General features: G+C 38.3%; 15 protein-coding genes. 13 read left to right on the top strand and 2 right to left on the bottom strand.

Translation table 11 applies throughout. The features are described from left to right. Nucleotides 1-110: 110 nt before the first annotated feature. The 5 genes from H1P_RS12545 (at nt 111) to H1P_RS12525 (ending at nt 5,034) form a co-directional block, all read left to right on the top strand. The gene (locus H1P_RS12545) at nt 111-1,262 is read left to right on the top strand and encodes a glycosyltransferase family 9 protein (RefSeq protein WP_144867561.1); all 1,152 of its coding nucleotides are present in this window, start codon (nt 111-113) and stop codon (nt 1,260-1,262) included. A gap of 93 nt (nt 1,263-1,355) precedes the next feature. Then, the gene (locus H1P_RS12540; protein WP_144867559.1) at nt 1,356-2,576 is read left to right on the top strand and encodes an FAD-dependent oxidoreductase; all 1,221 of its coding nucleotides are present in this window, start codon (nt 1,356-1,358) and stop codon (nt 2,574-2,576) included. A 2-nt stretch (nt 2,577-2,578) separates the two neighbouring features. Beyond that, nucleotides 2,579-3,196 (top strand): glutathione S-transferase family protein, encoded by a 618-nt coding sequence (locus H1P_RS12535; protein ID WP_144867545.1) that lies wholly within the window; start codon nt 2,579-2,581, stop codon nt 3,194-3,196. 55 nt (nt 3,197-3,251) lie between these two features. Continuing rightward, nucleotides 3,252-4,415 (top strand): XdhC family protein, encoded by a 1,164-nt coding sequence (locus H1P_RS12530; RefSeq protein ID WP_144867543.1) that lies wholly within the window; start codon nt 3,252-3,254, stop codon nt 4,413-4,415. Then, nucleotides 4,402-5,034, top strand: coding sequence for a nucleotidyltransferase family protein (locus H1P_RS12525; RefSeq protein WP_222427038.1), 633 nt, complete (start codon nt 4,402-4,404; stop codon nt 5,032-5,034). Before H1P_RS12530 ends, H1P_RS12525 begins: the two co-directional genes overlap by 14 nt. A 3-nt stretch (nt 5,035-5,037) precedes the next feature. Here the strand turns inward: H1P_RS12525 and H1P_RS12520 are convergent, their stop codons facing one another. Further along, a complete protein-coding gene (locus tag H1P_RS12520; protein ID WP_144867541.1) occupies nt 5,038-5,271 on the bottom strand; it encodes a hypothetical protein in 234 nt (77 codons plus the stop codon). Nucleotides 5,272-5,285: 14 nt separating this feature from the next. Between H1P_RS12520 and H1P_RS12515 the strand changes: the two genes are divergently transcribed. The 6 genes from H1P_RS12515 (at nt 5,286) to H1P_RS12490 (ending at nt 13,467) form a co-directional block, all read left to right on the top strand. Beyond that, nucleotides 5,286-6,314, top strand: coding sequence for a helix-turn-helix transcriptional regulator (locus H1P_RS12515; RefSeq protein ID WP_144867539.1), 1,029 nt, complete (start codon nt 5,286-5,288; stop codon nt 6,312-6,314). A 288-nt stretch (nt 6,315-6,602) separates the two neighbouring features. Continuing rightward, on the top strand, nt 6,603-9,164 hold the full coding sequence (locus H1P_RS12510; RefSeq protein ID WP_222427037.1) for a TonB-dependent siderophore receptor: 2,562 nt from the start codon (nt 6,603-6,605) through the stop codon (nt 9,162-9,164). Nucleotides 9,165-9,258: 94 nt separating this feature from the next. Continuing rightward, nucleotides 9,259-10,464 (top strand): MFS transporter, encoded by a 1,206-nt coding sequence (locus H1P_RS12505; RefSeq protein WP_144867537.1) that lies wholly within the window; start codon nt 9,259-9,261, stop codon nt 10,462-10,464. A gap of 84 nt (nt 10,465-10,548) precedes the next feature. Beyond that, entirely contained in the window at nt 10,549-10,947 is a 399-nt protein-coding gene (locus tag H1P_RS12500) for a hypothetical protein (RefSeq protein ID WP_144867535.1), read from the top strand. Nucleotides 10,948-11,209: 262 nt separating this feature from the next. After that, entirely contained in the window at nt 11,210-12,226 is a 1,017-nt protein-coding gene (locus H1P_RS12495; protein WP_144867533.1) for a zinc-dependent alcohol dehydrogenase family protein, read from the top strand. 152 nt (nt 12,227-12,378) lie between these two features. Next, the gene (locus H1P_RS12490) at nt 12,379-13,467 is read left to right on the top strand and encodes a Vgb family protein (RefSeq protein WP_144867531.1); all 1,089 of its coding nucleotides are present in this window, start codon (nt 12,379-12,381) and stop codon (nt 13,465-13,467) included. Between the two features lie 82 nt (nt 13,468-13,549). On the opposite strand, the gene H1P_RS12485 is transcribed toward H1P_RS12490, so the two are convergent. Next, a complete protein-coding gene (locus H1P_RS12485; protein WP_144867529.1) occupies nt 13,550-14,860 on the bottom strand; it encodes an aromatic ring-hydroxylating dioxygenase subunit alpha in 1,311 nt (436 codons plus the stop codon). Here H1P_RS12485 and H1P_RS12480 point away from each other — a divergent pair. Then, nucleotides 14,854-15,192: a hypothetical protein gene (locus H1P_RS12480; protein WP_144867527.1), complete on the top strand. Its 339-nt coding sequence runs from the start codon at nt 14,854-14,856 to the stop codon at nt 15,190-15,192. The genes H1P_RS12485 and H1P_RS12480 overlap by 7 nt on opposite strands. Nucleotides 15,193-15,235: 43 nt before the next feature. Further along, complete coding sequence (locus H1P_RS12475; RefSeq protein ID WP_144867525.1) at nt 15,236-15,676, top strand: SMI1/KNR4 family protein; 441 nt, start codon at nt 15,236-15,238, stop codon at nt 15,674-15,676. The last annotated feature ends 90 nt before the right edge of the window (nt 15,677-15,766 follow it).

Below are 15,766 nucleotides of genomic sequence, written 5' to 3'. Positions count from 1 at the left end.
TACAAATAAGGATGATTTTTCTATATGTATCATTGATTTTCAGCAATCTCTAGAAATAAAGTTTTGCGAAAAATAGAGTATTTATCTACTAGATACTCCCGCTTATTAATATGTCCAAACGAACATTACTGATCAATTGGCTTTATTATCATCCTGTAGGTCATGCTGTCGAAGGATTTGCTGTTGCAGCAGAATATTATGCAGCCAATCCCGATTTAGAAATTCACCTATTATTAAATTCTCGAACCCCTGTGGAACTTGCCAAAAGTTGCTCTTGGGTAGCAAAGTGCTATCCAATTGACGTTGATGAAATAGCAATCGAAGGTGAATTGGCCAATTGTCTTCAAGAATTATCGAAAGATTGGGATTATATCGTATATTCTAGGCGTTGGCTTAATCCTAAAGGCAATTACTCTCAAAAACTTATTAATTCCCATAATATTATCAACAATCTGTGCAAAGCTCGTTTGTGGCAGGGAATTAGAGGTGAGCCAGGGCAGGGTAATACAATTGCTCCTGACTTTAGAACCGAAACCAAGTTCAAAATGTCTTTACCAGAATCGGCACGGCGGTACGCAAAACAGTTTAAACAACAAAATTTAATTTTCTCTATTCTTTTAGCTGGCTCTTCCTCAGAAAAAATCTATCCACAAATTCGGTGGTGGAAGTTGCTGTTTCAAAACTTGAACGAAGCATTTCCTCAGATTCGTTTATTGGTTTTAGGTCATACCAAAAGTAAATCTGGTAGAACAACCACGCATACTTATTGTCAAACCGAGCTTGAAGAGCTTTTTTCCACAATCCCCAATGCGATTAACTGCTACGATACAGGAATTTTCAACCAGCTTGCTCTAATTGAATTATCAGATTTATTTATTTCACCTCATACTGGTTTTGCCTTTCTTGCACCGTCTGTTGGTACTAGATGGTTAGCAATATCGGGTGTCAGATGGCCCGATCCTACTTATGCCAATATGCCTTTTTACTCAGTTCTTCCTCCTTGTCCTCAATATCCTTGCTTTCAGGACATGAAGTTAGAATGTCGGACGCGAATTTGTCTTAATCAATCGGTTTCTTGTATGGACAAAGAACTCGATCTGCGTATACCAGAAGTGATTGAAGGAGCGAAACACCTCTTAAATCCTGACTTTGATTTGTCTGCGGCGATTGAAACCTATAGAACCTCGGCTGTTAAAAAAAATGTAAATCTTGATCGCCTTTACACTCTTAAAATATTAGAAGAGCGCAAAATGTTGTGGTAATCACAGTAAACACTAGAGTAATTACCAAAATAGTCTAAAAAAATGCCACTATAAAAAAATTTAAATAGATGAACAATTAGAGATAGGAAAAACATGGGTACTTCTGCACAAAACGTTGCTATTATTGGGGCTGGACTTGGGGGATTGGCTTGTGCGATCGCTCTACACAAACAAGGTATTAACGTTCAAGTTTACGAGAAAGCGAAAGATTTTCGCCCTGTTGGTGGAGGCTTGGCTTTGTTTCCCAATGGGTTGAATTTTTTAGAGCTTATTGAACCTGGCATAGTTGAAACTATTAAAAATTCTGGCTGCTGCCCACACAAAATAGTTAGAAAAAATATTGCTGGAGAAATAATTAGCTCTAGTCCAACTACTCAATTAATCGAAAAATACGGACAAGCTATCGTAACTATTTGGTGGTGGCATTTGCAACAAATACTTGTATCAAAACTACCTGCCAATAGTATTCACCTCGATCGCCAATGTATTGGTTTTAAACAAAGCGATCTCGCCCAAGGCGAGGCGCAGCGCGATCGAGGAAACGTAGAAATCTATTTTGAAGGAGGAAAAACAGCCCGTGCAGATTTATTAATTGGTGCTGATGGCATCAACTCCGCAGTTAGAAAAACCCTCATAGGAGAAGAGCCACCCCGCTATCTTAATAGTATGTCTTGGCGAGCTATTATCAAGTGCCAGCAAAATATAAATATCCTTAATCCCGATGAAATAGTTCGCATTGTTAGTGACAAACAGTTTCTATTTCTGATTAATGTCGGGGATGGATATCTGAATTGGACTACTCGAAAATTTGCTCCAGAATATCACCTTTCAACTAATGATGAAGCAATGAAAGATCGTATTCTTCAAGATTTAACTAATTGGGCAGAACCGATACGTAATTTAATTGAAATCACTCCACCAGAAAAAATTTTTGAATTTCCAATTTGCGATCGCCTTCCTCTTGGTAGCTGGAGTAAAGGTAGAGTTACTCTATTAGGCGATGCAGCACATCCCATGAGTCCCTCAGTAGGACAGGGTGCTAACAGTACTTTTGAAGATGCCTGGGTACTAACACAATGTCTGGTGCGATTTTCTACCATTGAAGAAGCTTTTAACGAATATGAAAAAGAAAGAATAGAGCGCGCTAAGATTATGCAAATTAAGAGTGCTGAAGCCGAAAAGAACCAGTGGAAAACTGATGACAAAACAAAGCCACCGTCACAACCACAACAGCGCAGAAATTTCGATAGTAACTTTACTGATTGGCTTCATAACTACAAACCTTTTTCAAGTATTAGCAATATTTGGTATTGAGCATGAACCGAATCCTATATTATCACCCACAATCTAACTTTTCTCGAAAAATCCGAATCCTTCTAGCTGAAAAACAGATACCTTATGAACTCAAAGAAATTAACTTGATGAATAAACCTCCTTCCTTTTTGGAAGTTTCTCCTATTGGGAAAGTCCCTGTACTGGTAGATGAAGATGGTACAACGATTTGGGATTCTAGTCTAATTGCAGAATATATAGATGAAAAATATCCAGAACCGAGATTTTACCCTGCTGATTTTAGAGAACGGCTTGAATGTCGAAAATGGGAAGAGTTAGCAGATACGTTAGGAAATAAGATTATCAGTCTGTGGATTTTGAACTTAACGAACAAAGAAAACCCGACTCCTTATCAGTTAATGTTAGAACAATCTATCAATTACCTCTTTTCGGTTTTTGAAAAAGAATTAGCCCAAACTGAATATTTATTAGGAGGTGAAATCTGGTCAATTGCTGATATATCGGCTTTATGTTCTTTTGATTATTATAATTTACGGTTTAATGAAAATTGGAAATTAGACTATCCTCATTTAAAAACTTGGTTCGACCAACTCCATCAGCGAGAATCAGTTTATTCAACTATTCCTCAATCAAAGCAATAATTATTTTACTAACACCAGCTGTCATTTAAGCTTAACTTTTGAACAATGAGAAAAAATGCACGAATTACAAGCAATTACTAATGCTTTTGAGAAAAGCCCACAAAAAGGAGAAACTACTTTTCTAGCAACTATAGTTAATACTTTTGGTTCTACTTACCGCCAAAAAGGAGCAAAAATGTTAATTACAGAAACAGGCGAAATGGTAGGCACTTTAAGCGGAGGTTGTGTAGAAAATGATATCTGGCAATATACTAAACAAATAGCGAGCGAACCTCTTTTAATAAGTTACGATGCTACTTCGGAAGAAGACCTTATTTGGGGTTTTGGACTGGGTTGTAATGGTGCAGTACAAATATTACTAGAAAAACTCGATCGCTCTTTAAATCTCTCTCCTCTAAATTTAATTGCTCAATGTCTGAAAAATCAAAAATATGGCACGATCGCTACTATTTTCTCTGTAGAAGGTACGATTAATTTAAAAATTGGCTCTCGTTTTATTCTTTATCCTGACGATACTACCTACACCGATATTCAAGATCGAGAGTTGAAAAAAGCGATCTCTGCTGACACTATTGCTGCTAAAAATACGCGAAGATCGACTGTTAATAAATATCAATTATCATCAGGTAGCGTAGAAGTTTTTATCGAAGTCATTCACCCCCCCACTTCTTTAATTATTTTTGGTGCGGGTCGAGATGCCCTGCCTGTAGTAGAATTAGCTAAAGCCATAGGCTGGCAAGTTACTATAGTTGATTGTCGCGCACAAGAAAAAACCTATCAAAGATTTGCCAAAGCAGATAAAATTATTCTTACCCGTCGGGACATTATTAGCCAACAGATATCAGTAAGTGAAAATACCGTAACTGTTGTCATGACTCATAATTATTTTGACGATCGCGATATTATAAAATTTCTCCTACCAACAAAAATTCCTTATTTGGGTGTGATGGGTTCAAAAAATCGCATTGCTAAAATAATAGAGGAACTAAATCCTACTAAAACCCAATTAGAAAAATTATACAGTCCCATCGGTTTGGATATTGGAGCGGATACTCCCACAGAAATTGCTAGCGCGATCGTTACCGAGATTCAAGCAGTTTTAGCAACACGTAATGCTGGTTTCTTAAAATATCGCTCTCAACCTCTCCATCAAAGATACGATATTAAGCAAAAGCAAGTCGGACAACCAGAAACGGTCTTGACAGTTGAACAAAAATAAAGAGAAAAAAACTCCTGTCGCTGCTATTATCCTTGCTGCTGGTGCATCTAGACGAATGGGTCAACCGAAGCAATTATTACTCTATCAAGGACAAACTTTACTTGGCTATATTACTAAATGCGCGACCGCTTCTTCGTGCAGTCCAGTAATAGTAATACTAGGAGCAAATGCTAATAAAATAGAACCAGAAATAGCTCAACTTCCCATAAAAATAGTTAAAAATCCTCAATGGAATGAGGGAATTAGTAGTTCTATTCGTTGTGGAATTGCATATATTAAAAAGCAATTTTTAAACATAGATGGAGTAGTTTTTCTTACCTGCGATCAGCCTTTTATTTCTGCTGAAATTATCGATCGACTAATTGATGTTTATCATTCAAACAATAAACTTATAATTGCCAGTCAATATGAAAAAACTAAAGGAATACCAGCCTTATTTCCTCGCCGTTTTTTCTCAGAACTAATAGAACTAAAAGGCGATCGCGGGGCTAAAAAAATAATTAATAAATATCCAAAGCTAGTTGACAAGATAGATTTTCCTCAAGGCGAAATAGATTTAGATACGTTTGAAAATTATCAACATTTAATTTCAAGTGATCGTACTAATTTAAAACAATAGTAATTATGTCAACACAGGAATGGAATCCCACAAGGGGACAACGTAAGCCGATGTTTCCTCGGCATTTCCTTCCGTCAACGCTATATTACCAAAAAAGCGATCTCGGCTCTGCCGAGGCGCGGTGCGATCTCGAAGTGTCAGACTTTGTTTGATCGCTTTTTCGTGCAGTCTCGTAATAGTAGCTAAAAATACAACTATAATAAGTCTTACTGCTATTTTATTAAGAAAAATTCTCACTAAAATATTTGAAGATGCCTATTTCATCAAGACGTGGTGTTCTTGCCCTCACAATCGAAGATATCAAAGAACTCCAAGCTCAAGCAGAACAACAAGGGGAGTTGATATACCAGAAAACTGAGTTGGGGATTCAGGAAAATTTGCCACGCAAGTTGGGAGAGGCAGGTATTCGCATTATTCAAATCAGAGGAGGATTAACTATTTGTATTGGTAGTGGTCAACTATGGCAAACTTTAAATTTAGAACGGCATCACGGTCGAACATTTCCCGTAGTAGCTAAGTTTTATTTATCAGGTAGTTGTCGGGTGAAAACGTCTGGAGTATCTGAGATTGAACCAGACTATGAAGAAGTGGCGGGATACAATTACCTCGATCATTTGTCAAGTATGACCAAATTTGAGCAATGGCGGTCTAATGCACCCCTTCAGATAGTAGAGATTTATGCCAATGTGGATTATTTTTGTAACTTCAGCACAACTAAGAACACCTTGCCACGCCCTTTACAAATATTGATGCAAGATTCTGAAAGATTTCATCAGTCTTTAGGAAAAATAACCCCAGCGATGGTTCAGGTACTTCAGCAAATCCTCCACTGTCCCTATCAAGGTTCGACACAGCAACTCTATCTAGAAAGCAAGGCTCTGGAGCTATTAACGCTACAGTTTGCTTGTCTTGAAGCTGATTCCCCTACATCTAGTCAACGTCCTCTGAATCCTAGTGATTTAGAGCGGGTGCAGTATGCCAGAGATATTTTGGTTAAGCATTTAAACAATCCACCATCTTTAACGGAATTAACCCATCAAGTTGGCTTGAGCGATCGCAAACTTAAGCAAGGATTTCGTTTTCTGTTTGGCACAACAGTGTTTGGATATTTACGCGATTACCGTATGAAACAAGCTCAATACCTGCTTCATTCCCATCATATAACCGTTGCTCAGATAGCCAATCAAGTAGGATATCGTAATCCAGAAGCATTTAGTACTGCGTTTCGACGAAAATTTGGTGTAAGTCCAAAAGCTTATCAATTAGGGCGATGGGTATAGAGGGGCAGAGGTGCAGGTGTGCGGAGGGCGATGGGGAGTCGTCACTGGGGGACTGGGGAATCATTATTACTATTACCTCTTGCCTCTTGCCTCTTGCCTTCATCATCTTGACTTCTGACTTCTGCCTTCCAAAAAAGTCGGTTTCACAAAGAAAAAAAGTCGGTTTCACAAAGATTGCGCTTGCTTTTATGTAATATCATAATTTCACTTAACTAATAAGAAATATAGGCATTAGCAATGGTTGAGTTGAGTTTGACAAGTGATGCAAGTGAGTAATTAATGAACGGATTGGCACATAATACGTGTTTGAATGTGTTAGGAGGAGCGATCGCTTTATTGATGGCGCAATCTACTTTAGCATCAGAAGCAATGAGGCTACCAACAGTGAAAGTTTCCACAGAGCATTTTTATGCTACTTCTGCGAGCTATCTATTGGCACAACAAAATTCGGCGATTGTTCGGGTAACAGCAGTAGAACTGAATCAAACAGATAATAAATTAGAGGTTATCTTAAAAACTTCAGCAGGAAGTGAAAGATTAGTCCCGTTGATTCTCCCTGAAGGTAAAGAGCTGGTAATTGATATTTTGGATGCAACTTTAGAATCTTCCCTTAAAGATGGTATAGAAGAACTAAATCCTGCACCTCAGATTAGGAAAATTACAGTCAACCAAACAACTCGCGACAGTATTCAGATTAGGATTACGGGAGCAGCACAAACACCATCCGTAGAAATAGTTACAGGTACGGATGATTTGGTCTTGAGCATTTCCCCTCAAGGGACTACAACAGCAACCGAACCCGATGAGGAAATCGAAATTATTGCCACAGGGGAAAGGGAAGATGATGATTATTTTGTTCCCGATGCTACCACTGGTACTCGGACAAATACCCCAGCGCGGGATGTTCCCCAATCAATTCAGGTAGTTCCCCAACAGGTGCTAGAAGACCAACAAATAACCAACTTAGAAGAAGCACTCCGCAATGTTAGTGGTGTAGTTGGTGGTACTACGGAAGGAACAAGCTTTAGATTTGCGATTCGGGGCTTCGAGCGTGCTACTATTCTCAGCGATGGATTTACCCTATCTGCCTCAGATAACTTAGCGCGTTCTGGATTTCAAAATCTGTCAGAAATAGCCAATCTCGAACAAATTGAAGTGTTAAAAGGGCCAGCCTCAATTTTATATGGTGAGGTTAATCCTGGTGGTGTAATCAACTTGGTTACTAAAAAACCTCTAGCAGAACCTTTTTATGAAGCGGAATTAGAGCTAGGAAATCGCAATTTTGTTAAGCCTCGTATAGATATATCTGGTTCTTTAACTTCAGATGGCAGCTTACTTTATCGCCTCAATGCTTTATACCAGAATGATGATGGTTTTCGAGATTTTGACCAAAATAACGAGCGATTTTTTATTGCACCAGCTTTAACTTGGAACATAGGAAAACGTACTCAAGTAGGATTTCAATTAGAATATCTTGATGATCAACGACCTTATAACAGTGGGTTAATTGCTTTTGGTGAAGGAGTAATTGATGTCGATCGCGGTCGCATTTTTAATGAGCCAGATGATTTTAATCATACAGAAACTCTGACAACTGGCTATACTCTGAGTCATAGCTTCAATGAAAATTGGCAAATACGCAATCAATTTCAGTACGGCAGACAAAATCGTGATGGTTTGACTGCTACTCCGATTAATTTTGATGAGACTACGGGAAATCTGCTGCGTGCTGATTCATCGGTTGATGATTTCAAAGAAAATTATGCTTTGCAAACCAATATGGTGGGAGAATTTACCACAGGGGCGATCGAGCATAAGCTGCTATTTGGTGTCGATTTTAGTAATACCTATGCCGATCTATTAACGGAAGTCAATTTTACCGATCTCCTACCTCTTAACGTTTTCGATCCTGTTTATGGTGCTTTTCCTCGCGATGCTAGCCAAAGAGTAACCGCAAGAGATGAACAGATTGAAACCACCAGATTTGGTATTTATCTACAAGACCAAATATCTTTGACTGACAATTTTAAATTGCTAGGAGGTTTGCGTTATGACAATATCGACCAAACCCTTGATATCAGTGGTCTAGCCTTTGGCGAAAGTGAACAATCTCAAAACCCAGACGCTTTAACTCCCCGTATCGGTTTAGTATATCAACCAGTTCCCCCTATCTCCCTTTATACCAGCTATGCACAATCTTTTACTCCTGGTACAGAAACGACAGCAGAAGGTGATTTACTCGAACCAGAAGAGGGAGAAGGTTTTGAAGTCGGTATCAAAGCCGATATTATACCCAATCAGCTTGCTGTTACTGTAGCTTACTTTAATATCACCAAACAAAATGTTGCTTCCCCCGATCCAGATTTTCAAGGTGTGACTAATGTTTTTGTGGCTACGGGAGAACAAAACAGTCAAGGGATTGAATTCGATCTTAGCGGAGAAATTTTACCAGGCTGGAACGCAATCGCTTCCTATGCTTACATTGATGCCGAAGTAACTGAAGATAATCTAATACCTGTAGGGAATAACCTAGTTGGCATACCCGAACACAGTTTTAACTTGTGGACAAATTACACTATCCAACAAGGTAGCCTAGAAGGATTGGGATTTGGTATTGGTTTGAATTTTGTCGGAGAAAGGGAAGGCGATATCAATAACAGCTTTAAATTAGACGAATATTTTCTGACCAATGCAGCCATATCTTATCAACGAGATAGCTGGAAATTAGCCGTAAACTTTAAAAATATTTTTGATGTTGATTATGTTCGGGGAACTCCCTTTAGTAGATTAAGAAATATAGAAGTAGGAGAACCTTTTACAGTAATTGGCTCGGTTTCTGTTCAATTTTGATTTAATTATTTTGCTCAAAAATATCATTATGGGATTGAATTTAGAGAAGTTACATTAGTTTCAGCGATCGCCTTTTTTCCAAAGAGCAAACACCATGACTTCAAAGAAAAATCTAACTAAATTTAGCTTACTCGGCTGTTTGTACGTTTCCCAGTACATACCGATCGCCTTTTTCTATCAGGCTTTACCCGTATTTTTGCGTCAGCAGGGAGTTGCTTTAAATGCGATTGGTTTGCTTCCTTTGATTTCACTACCCTGGATGCTCAAATTTTTGTGGTCGCCTCTAGTAGATCGCTATAGTTTTAGCGAGCATCAGCATTATCGTCCTTGGATTATCGGTTGTCAAAGTCTACTAGCTTTAACTTTGATAGCTGTTGCTTTTCTGAATATCGAACAAAATCCCATGGCAATGATAATTAGCTTATTCATCGTTTGCTTTTTGGCAGCTACTCAAGACATTGCTACTGATGCTTTAGCGATTAATTTACTCTCGATTGAAGAACGAGGTGTAGGTAACGGAGTTCAAGGTGCGGGTAACTATCTGGGTGCGATTATTGGCGGAGGCGGAATGTTAATCTTGCTCAATCGCTGGGGATGGCAAAATAGTCTATTAATTATGGCAATGTTTACTTTACTAGCAACGCTCCCTATTTGGCTACATCAAGAAAAAACTCAGACTAACTTAAGGCAGGAAAAACCCAATTTCAAAGCCTTGATTAAATTCTGTCGTCGGCGAGGAATCACAAGTTGGTTGTTCATTTTGCTGACTTATAGCCTGGGTATTAGAATGGCAACTTTTATGTTTCAACCATTGCTAGTGGATTTGGGACTATCTTTAGAAGAAATCGGTCTACTAACAGGAATTATTGGTTTTAGTGCTGCGATGGTCGGTGCGCCGATAGCGGGGTTTTTGATTACTCCTTTGGGGCGCAAGCGATCGCTGATTATTTTTGGTATTTTGCAATCTTTAGCGATCGCTCTTTATTTAATTCCTGGAATGAAGATCGTCAATGCACCGCTACTATATCTAGCTTGCATCATTGTCCAAATGACTTTCAGCATGGCTTCTACTGCAAAGTTTACAGTGATGATGGATCGAAGCGAATTAGATACTGCTGGCACAGATTACACTCTTCAGGCTTCATTTTCGACTTTCAGTACTATTTTTGCAAGCGGAATCGCTGGAGTGATGGCTGAAGCTTTAGGATATGTTTCCTTATTTATAATTTCTCTGGTTATTAGTCTGGCAAGTGTAGCATTAACGGCGAAAACTTTCGCTCCCAAGCTATCAACTCAGTAAGTAAGCAATAGGTGCAATAGGTGCAGAGAAAACACATAAAAACTTATTACTTATTACTCATTAACTATTATTACCTATAAAAAAATGAGCCAAATTGTTATTACTGAAGAAAAATATCCCATTATTTACGTCCATTTTAAAGGTGCTGCCACCTTAGAAAATACACAAAATTTTTTAGCTCGTTTTAGTGAATGGCTATCTCGTAGCGAGTCATTTAGCCTCATCTTACGGCAGACAAGTATAGAAAAGGAATCAGTACCAGCAGAAGAATCTAAAAAATTTCATTTAGCGATCGCCCAATGGGCAAAGCAAAATAAACCACAAATTGCTCAATACTGTATCGGCATGGCAATGGTCATTGATTCGCCTGAAGCCTTAAAAGAGCAACAAGTAAAACTACCCAAAACGATTAATTCGCTGTTTGGCTGTTCTGGTCAAGCTTTTGCCACCAATACTGAAGCAGAAGAATGGATTAAAAGTTAAATAGATTTAGATACGTTGGGAAATCATCAGCAACTAATTTCAAAGGAAGGACTTAAGATTTACAAATAATCAGGGTTAGAAGCTTTTTATCTACAAAAATAGATTGTTCCTTTCGACCGATAAGGTAAAAGAAACGGTACGATATGTCCCATTCTGAGAAAAATACTAATACTTATTTGGTATCAATATAACTACATAAAGGTATTGGACAGGATCGAGCGATCGACTGCATCATAAAACTTGTAACTAGATCGGTGAGTCCATGAAAACAATTCAGCTTGTGGATAACTTTAGTCTCAACAATCTCAAAATTGTCGAACAACTCAAACCTCAACCAACCGAAAAACAAGTTTTAGTAAAAATCGAAGCTGTATCTCTTAACTATGTGGATTTGCTAGTAATTAAAGGATTATTAAATCCTAATTTATCACTGCCCTATATTCCAGTTTGTGATGGGGCTGGTATTGTCGAAAGAGTAGGAGAAGAAGTTACAGCATTTAAGCCTGGAGATAAAGTATCGACAACTTTTATTCCCGATTGGATTAATGGTAAACCTACTACGCGAACAACTGACTATCAAACTAGACAAGGTTTAGGTAATATCTCAGGTCAACTTAGTCAATACAAGTGTTTTTCTGCTAACCAACTTATTTCTCTTCCTAGTAATCTGACTACTATTGAGGCTTCTACTTTACCAATCGCAGGTCTTACCGCTTGGAATGCTTTAAGTTACAGTAATTTAAAAGCCAATGATACTGTATTGTTACAGGGAACAGGCGGTGTATCTATATTCGCTCTCCAATTTGCCAAAGCACTAGGAGCAAAGGTAATTATTACTTCTAGTAGTGATGAGAAATTAGAGAAAGCACAAAAGTTAGGTGCAGATATAGTTATTAATTACAAAAACGATCGCGATTGGGAAACAACTGTACGCAATATGACTCAAGGTTATGGTGCAGATATAGTTATCGAAACAGTAGGCGGAAGCAATATAAGGCGATCGCTGAAAGCACTACGAATGGGTGGTCATATTTCAGTTGTGGGCTTATTAGATGGTTTTGAATCAAATATCGATGTTTTATCTTTATTACACCAACAAGCAACAATTCGCGGACTAGAAGTGGGTGGAACGCATCAATTTGAGGCTATGAATCGAGAAATCGAATCTTTAGATATTCATCCCATAATCGATCGCATCTTTCCTGTAGAGCAAACCCAAGAAGCATTTGAATATCTCAAACGAGGCTTACATTTAGGTAAGGTAGTTATTTCTTTTTGACATATTCCCCGCCGTAGAACGAACAGTGATTCTAGGATACTGGCGTAGATAGCAGTTCTTCGACTGTCTGACATCTACTCTCCTACTGGAGAATGGAAGATGCTTGAGTAATTTTAAGTCTCCAGTGTTAACCGCATTTATACATTTTACTAATGCTAAAAAAATTAATTACTCAAGTCACTATTACTGCTTTTGCAGTGGTTTCTGTTTCATTTCTATTGAATGACGGCGATCTCGCCCTTAGCGATGCACTACGCGATCATCTTTTTTCTCACAAGGTTCTAGTTACAACCGTAGCAGCACAAAGCAACAAAAGCATCAACAAAGAAAACAAAACTAAAGCTGAAAATAAGATCGAGTTACCCCAAGACTTCCAATATCCCAATGGCATCACCCAAGCTAGTGATGGAACAATCTATGTTGGTTCGATTGTGAGTGGACAAATTTTGCAAATTGCTCCTGATGGCACAAGGGAAATCTTTTTTCCAGGAAGTGAGTCAGTCTTTGCAGCTACCAGTTTACGATTAGATGAGCAACGAGGAATACTTTGGGGAACTTCTCCTGATTTTTTAGGTGTTACTAATGCTGATGGGGAAATAGTGCGTCGCCCTCATCGAGTTTTCGCCCTCGATACTTCTACAGGGGAAGTAATAAGATCGCTCTCGATGCCCGATAATGGTTTTGGTAACGATATTGCTCTCGATAGTGATGGGGGAGTTTATGTTACTGATAGTTTCCAGCCTCGGATTCATTATCTTGCTCCTGAAGCCAACCAGTTCGAGACTTGGGTAGAAGATGAATTATTCCGTCCTGAATCAGAAAAAATAGGATTAGCTGGTATTGCCCGTCATGATAATGGTACAACTATTGTCGGAATGTACTCAAGAGGAGACTTACTCAAAATAATGCCCCAACCTGAAGGCTCGCAAATAGAGTTAATTTCCTTAGAAAGACCACTAGAAAACCCTGATGGAATGCAGTTTGCTCCCGATGGCTCACTCTTGCTTACCGAAGGTGCCATGGAAAGTGGTGATGGTCGTCTTGTACGCATCGATGTCTTGTCCCCTGGTACTGAACCCAAACCAATAGAAACTTTAGCATCGGGTTTCGACTTACCTGTTAATTTAACGACACTGGGTAATAATGTCTGGGTTACAGTCTCTCGTCTGCGCCATCGCCTTTTACCAGAACAAAAAATAGAAATTCCCGATCGCTTTTTTGTTCATCATTTTGTCTTATAACTTTTAATTTTGATAACCTGATTCTACAGCTTCTAGTTCTTGATTTAATTGTCGATCGTTATTGACCTCTTTGCGTTCGCCTTTATCTTTGTGAATGTACGTAGTCAATGAAGTAAAATTTCGGCATCAACCAAAATCTCAGTAAAGCAGAAATGCCTAACCCTAAGAGTGCCGAGATCGTCAACCATACCCCTAAATCAATCCTAAGACTATCAGGTAAAACTGCCACAATTGAGACAATCACAATGAAATAAGTTAGTAGTATCCATTGCCAAAGCTTGACGATCTTTAATGTATTTCTGCAACTGCTACAATGCTGCGTATGTTGATGATAGCGGTCTAATAAGACTTCGCGGGATGTTGTCCCAGTAGGCAGGGAAGCAACAACACCCACTTGTTCCCAAGGTAATTTGCCTTCACAATAGCGATCGAGCCAAGAATGAAACTCAATTACCAAACGATCTGCTTTGGTAGGCATTTTGTAAGCAGTTTTCCAATTTATGTTCTGTAAAAAGCTTTCCTGTTGATGAAGCAAAACCATATCTCCATCCAAAATCAAATTACGATTTTGTAAATGATCCCACCAACGAGGAATTAAATGGTGAAGTTGGTAGGCGAAATTGCGGGAAAACTGAGCAACAATTCGCGATTTACCAGGTGCAACAGGAATACAATAGGTAATTAATCCTAATTGTTTGCCTCCAGGTAACACAATCTCATACTCCAAATGACAGGGAGGTTCAAAAGTAATCGTCGTCTTAAAAGGTTTATCCACTTCTGCTTTGATTAGCTCGATAGTCGATTGCACGACATTTAAAGGAATCGGATGAGCGCGCTCTCGATTTCCTTGGATACCATGATGAGCGAAAGGAACATGACTGGGGTCGGCAACATTTTCCACTAATGTCTGCCAGTCATATTCTAAATCCCGTACCATTGATGACCAAACAAAACCTTTATCAGAATCTATTTTTGATGATAGAGGTAGAGAAGTTTTGGCAGCTATTTCTGCTGAAGACTCATCCATCCACACCCAAAGCAAATCGTTTTTTTGGCAGGAAGGATAAACTGTAGCACAGAAATTCTGATTCTTTTGAGCTATGATTTCTGGATTATCCGCTTGAGGAATGCGAGTACAATCTCCATTTGCTTCAAATTGCCAGCCATGATAACTACACATCAAATTATTAGATTTATCATCAATTCTGCCTTCACTTAATGGCGCAAGACGATGAGGACAGCGATCTAAAAAAACCTGATAAGTTTTTGATGATGGCTGTTTCCAAATTACCAAAGGAATTCCCAGTAAAGTTGCAGTAGTCAGTTTTTGCGGATCGATATCTTCAACGGGTAATAGAGGATACCAGTGCTGAAAAAAATTAAACGATGACATATTTCGCTCAGATACTAACTTGGCTTAAGTATACAAAGAAACGAGCAGTTGATAATAAACCTCAAAGGGATACTATGGGTCGCTATAGCGATTTGGCAGGGACTCAGTTAGTTGCCGAAACCGATTACACTTTCGACCTCAACGGACGTTTGACGGATTTAGACCACAGTAACGGTACGGGAACGATCGCTAATTATGATTATAGCTATGATATCAACAATCGGATTACAGAATTTGCTTCACCCGAAGGAGTATCCATCTATAACTATGATGATACCGACCAATTAACAGAAGCAGACCATAACTATCAAGTAGACGTATACCTACGATGAAAAAGGCAACCGCACCAATGACGGAAAAAAATAAGATTGGTCTATGATTACTAATATTGAAAAACTAAAGTCAGAACTATTTTCTCGTAAAATTGTCTATTATGAATATGCCATGAAAGGTTGCAGTGAATCGGAAGTTCTGGAACTAGAATCAAGATATGGTAAATTTCCTCTAAGCTATAGACAAATTATCAAAACAATCGGACATGGTGCAGGCTCTTTAATTAAAGACGATTCAACTCATTTTTATATTTCCCCTTCTACTAGGAATTTCGATAATTCTATTGTGCGTATAAATGAAGAATTCAAGATAGATAGGGAAGAAGCATTAGAAAATGAAGATGGAGATCTAATACATGAGGATTTTTTTACGATACCTGAGTGTATTTTTATTATTGAGTCATGGGATGGTAATGATCAGTATATTTTAACCGATCCCAAAGAACAAAAAAAAAGATTCTCCTGTTTATGTCCATCAAGATAATGGAGTTGTCAAAAATATATATTCTTCTGTTTGGGAATGGATAGATGAACTTGTTAAATCATAATTAATATCAAACAAAGATAAATTATC

It is taken from the genome of Hyella patelloides LEGE 07179, from assembly GCF_900659865.1.
Taxonomy (GTDB): Bacteria; Cyanobacteriota; Cyanobacteriia; order Cyanobacteriales; family Xenococcaceae; genus Hyella; species Hyella patelloides.
The sequence above is the reverse complement of the archived record's forward strand: the minus strand, read 5'-3'. Positions and strand labels throughout refer to the sequence as shown.

Excerpts from the sequence above, each read along its gene's own strand:
- H1P_RS12545 (WP_144867561.1), top strand. The coding sequence starts at position 111 with ATGTCCAAACGAACATTACTGATCAATTGGCTTTATTATCATCCTGTA.
- H1P_RS12540 (WP_144867559.1), top strand. The coding sequence starts at position 1,356 with ATGGGTACTTCTGCACAAAACGTTGCTATTATTGGGGCTGGACTTGGG.
- H1P_RS12535 (WP_144867545.1), top strand. The coding sequence starts at position 2,579 with ATGAACCGAATCCTATATTATCACCCACAATCTAACTTTTCTCGAAAA.
- H1P_RS12530 (WP_144867543.1), top strand. The coding sequence starts at position 3,252 with ATGCACGAATTACAAGCAATTACTAATGCTTTTGAGAAAAGCCCACAA.
- H1P_RS12515 (WP_144867539.1), top strand. The coding sequence starts at position 5,286 with ATGCCTATTTCATCAAGACGTGGTGTTCTTGCCCTCACAATCGAAGAT.
- H1P_RS12505 (WP_144867537.1), top strand. The coding sequence starts at position 9,259 with ATGACTTCAAAGAAAAATCTAACTAAATTTAGCTTACTCGGCTGTTTG.
- H1P_RS12500 (WP_144867535.1), top strand. The coding sequence starts at position 10,549 with ATGAGCCAAATTGTTATTACTGAAGAAAAATATCCCATTATTTACGTC.
- H1P_RS12495 (WP_144867533.1), top strand. The coding sequence starts at position 11,210 with ATGAAAACAATTCAGCTTGTGGATAACTTTAGTCTCAACAATCTCAAA.
- H1P_RS12490 (WP_144867531.1), top strand. The coding sequence starts at position 12,379 with ATGCTAAAAAAATTAATTACTCAAGTCACTATTACTGCTTTTGCAGTG.
- H1P_RS12480 (WP_144867527.1), top strand. The coding sequence starts at position 14,854 with ATGACATATTTCGCTCAGATACTAACTTGGCTTAAGTATACAAAGAAA.
- H1P_RS12485 (WP_144867529.1), bottom strand. The coding sequence starts at position 14,860 with ATGTCATCGTTTAATTTTTTTCAGCACTGGTATCCTCTATTACCCGTT.
- H1P_RS12475 (WP_144867525.1), top strand. The coding sequence starts at position 15,236 with ATGATTACTAATATTGAAAAACTAAAGTCAGAACTATTTTCTCGTAAA.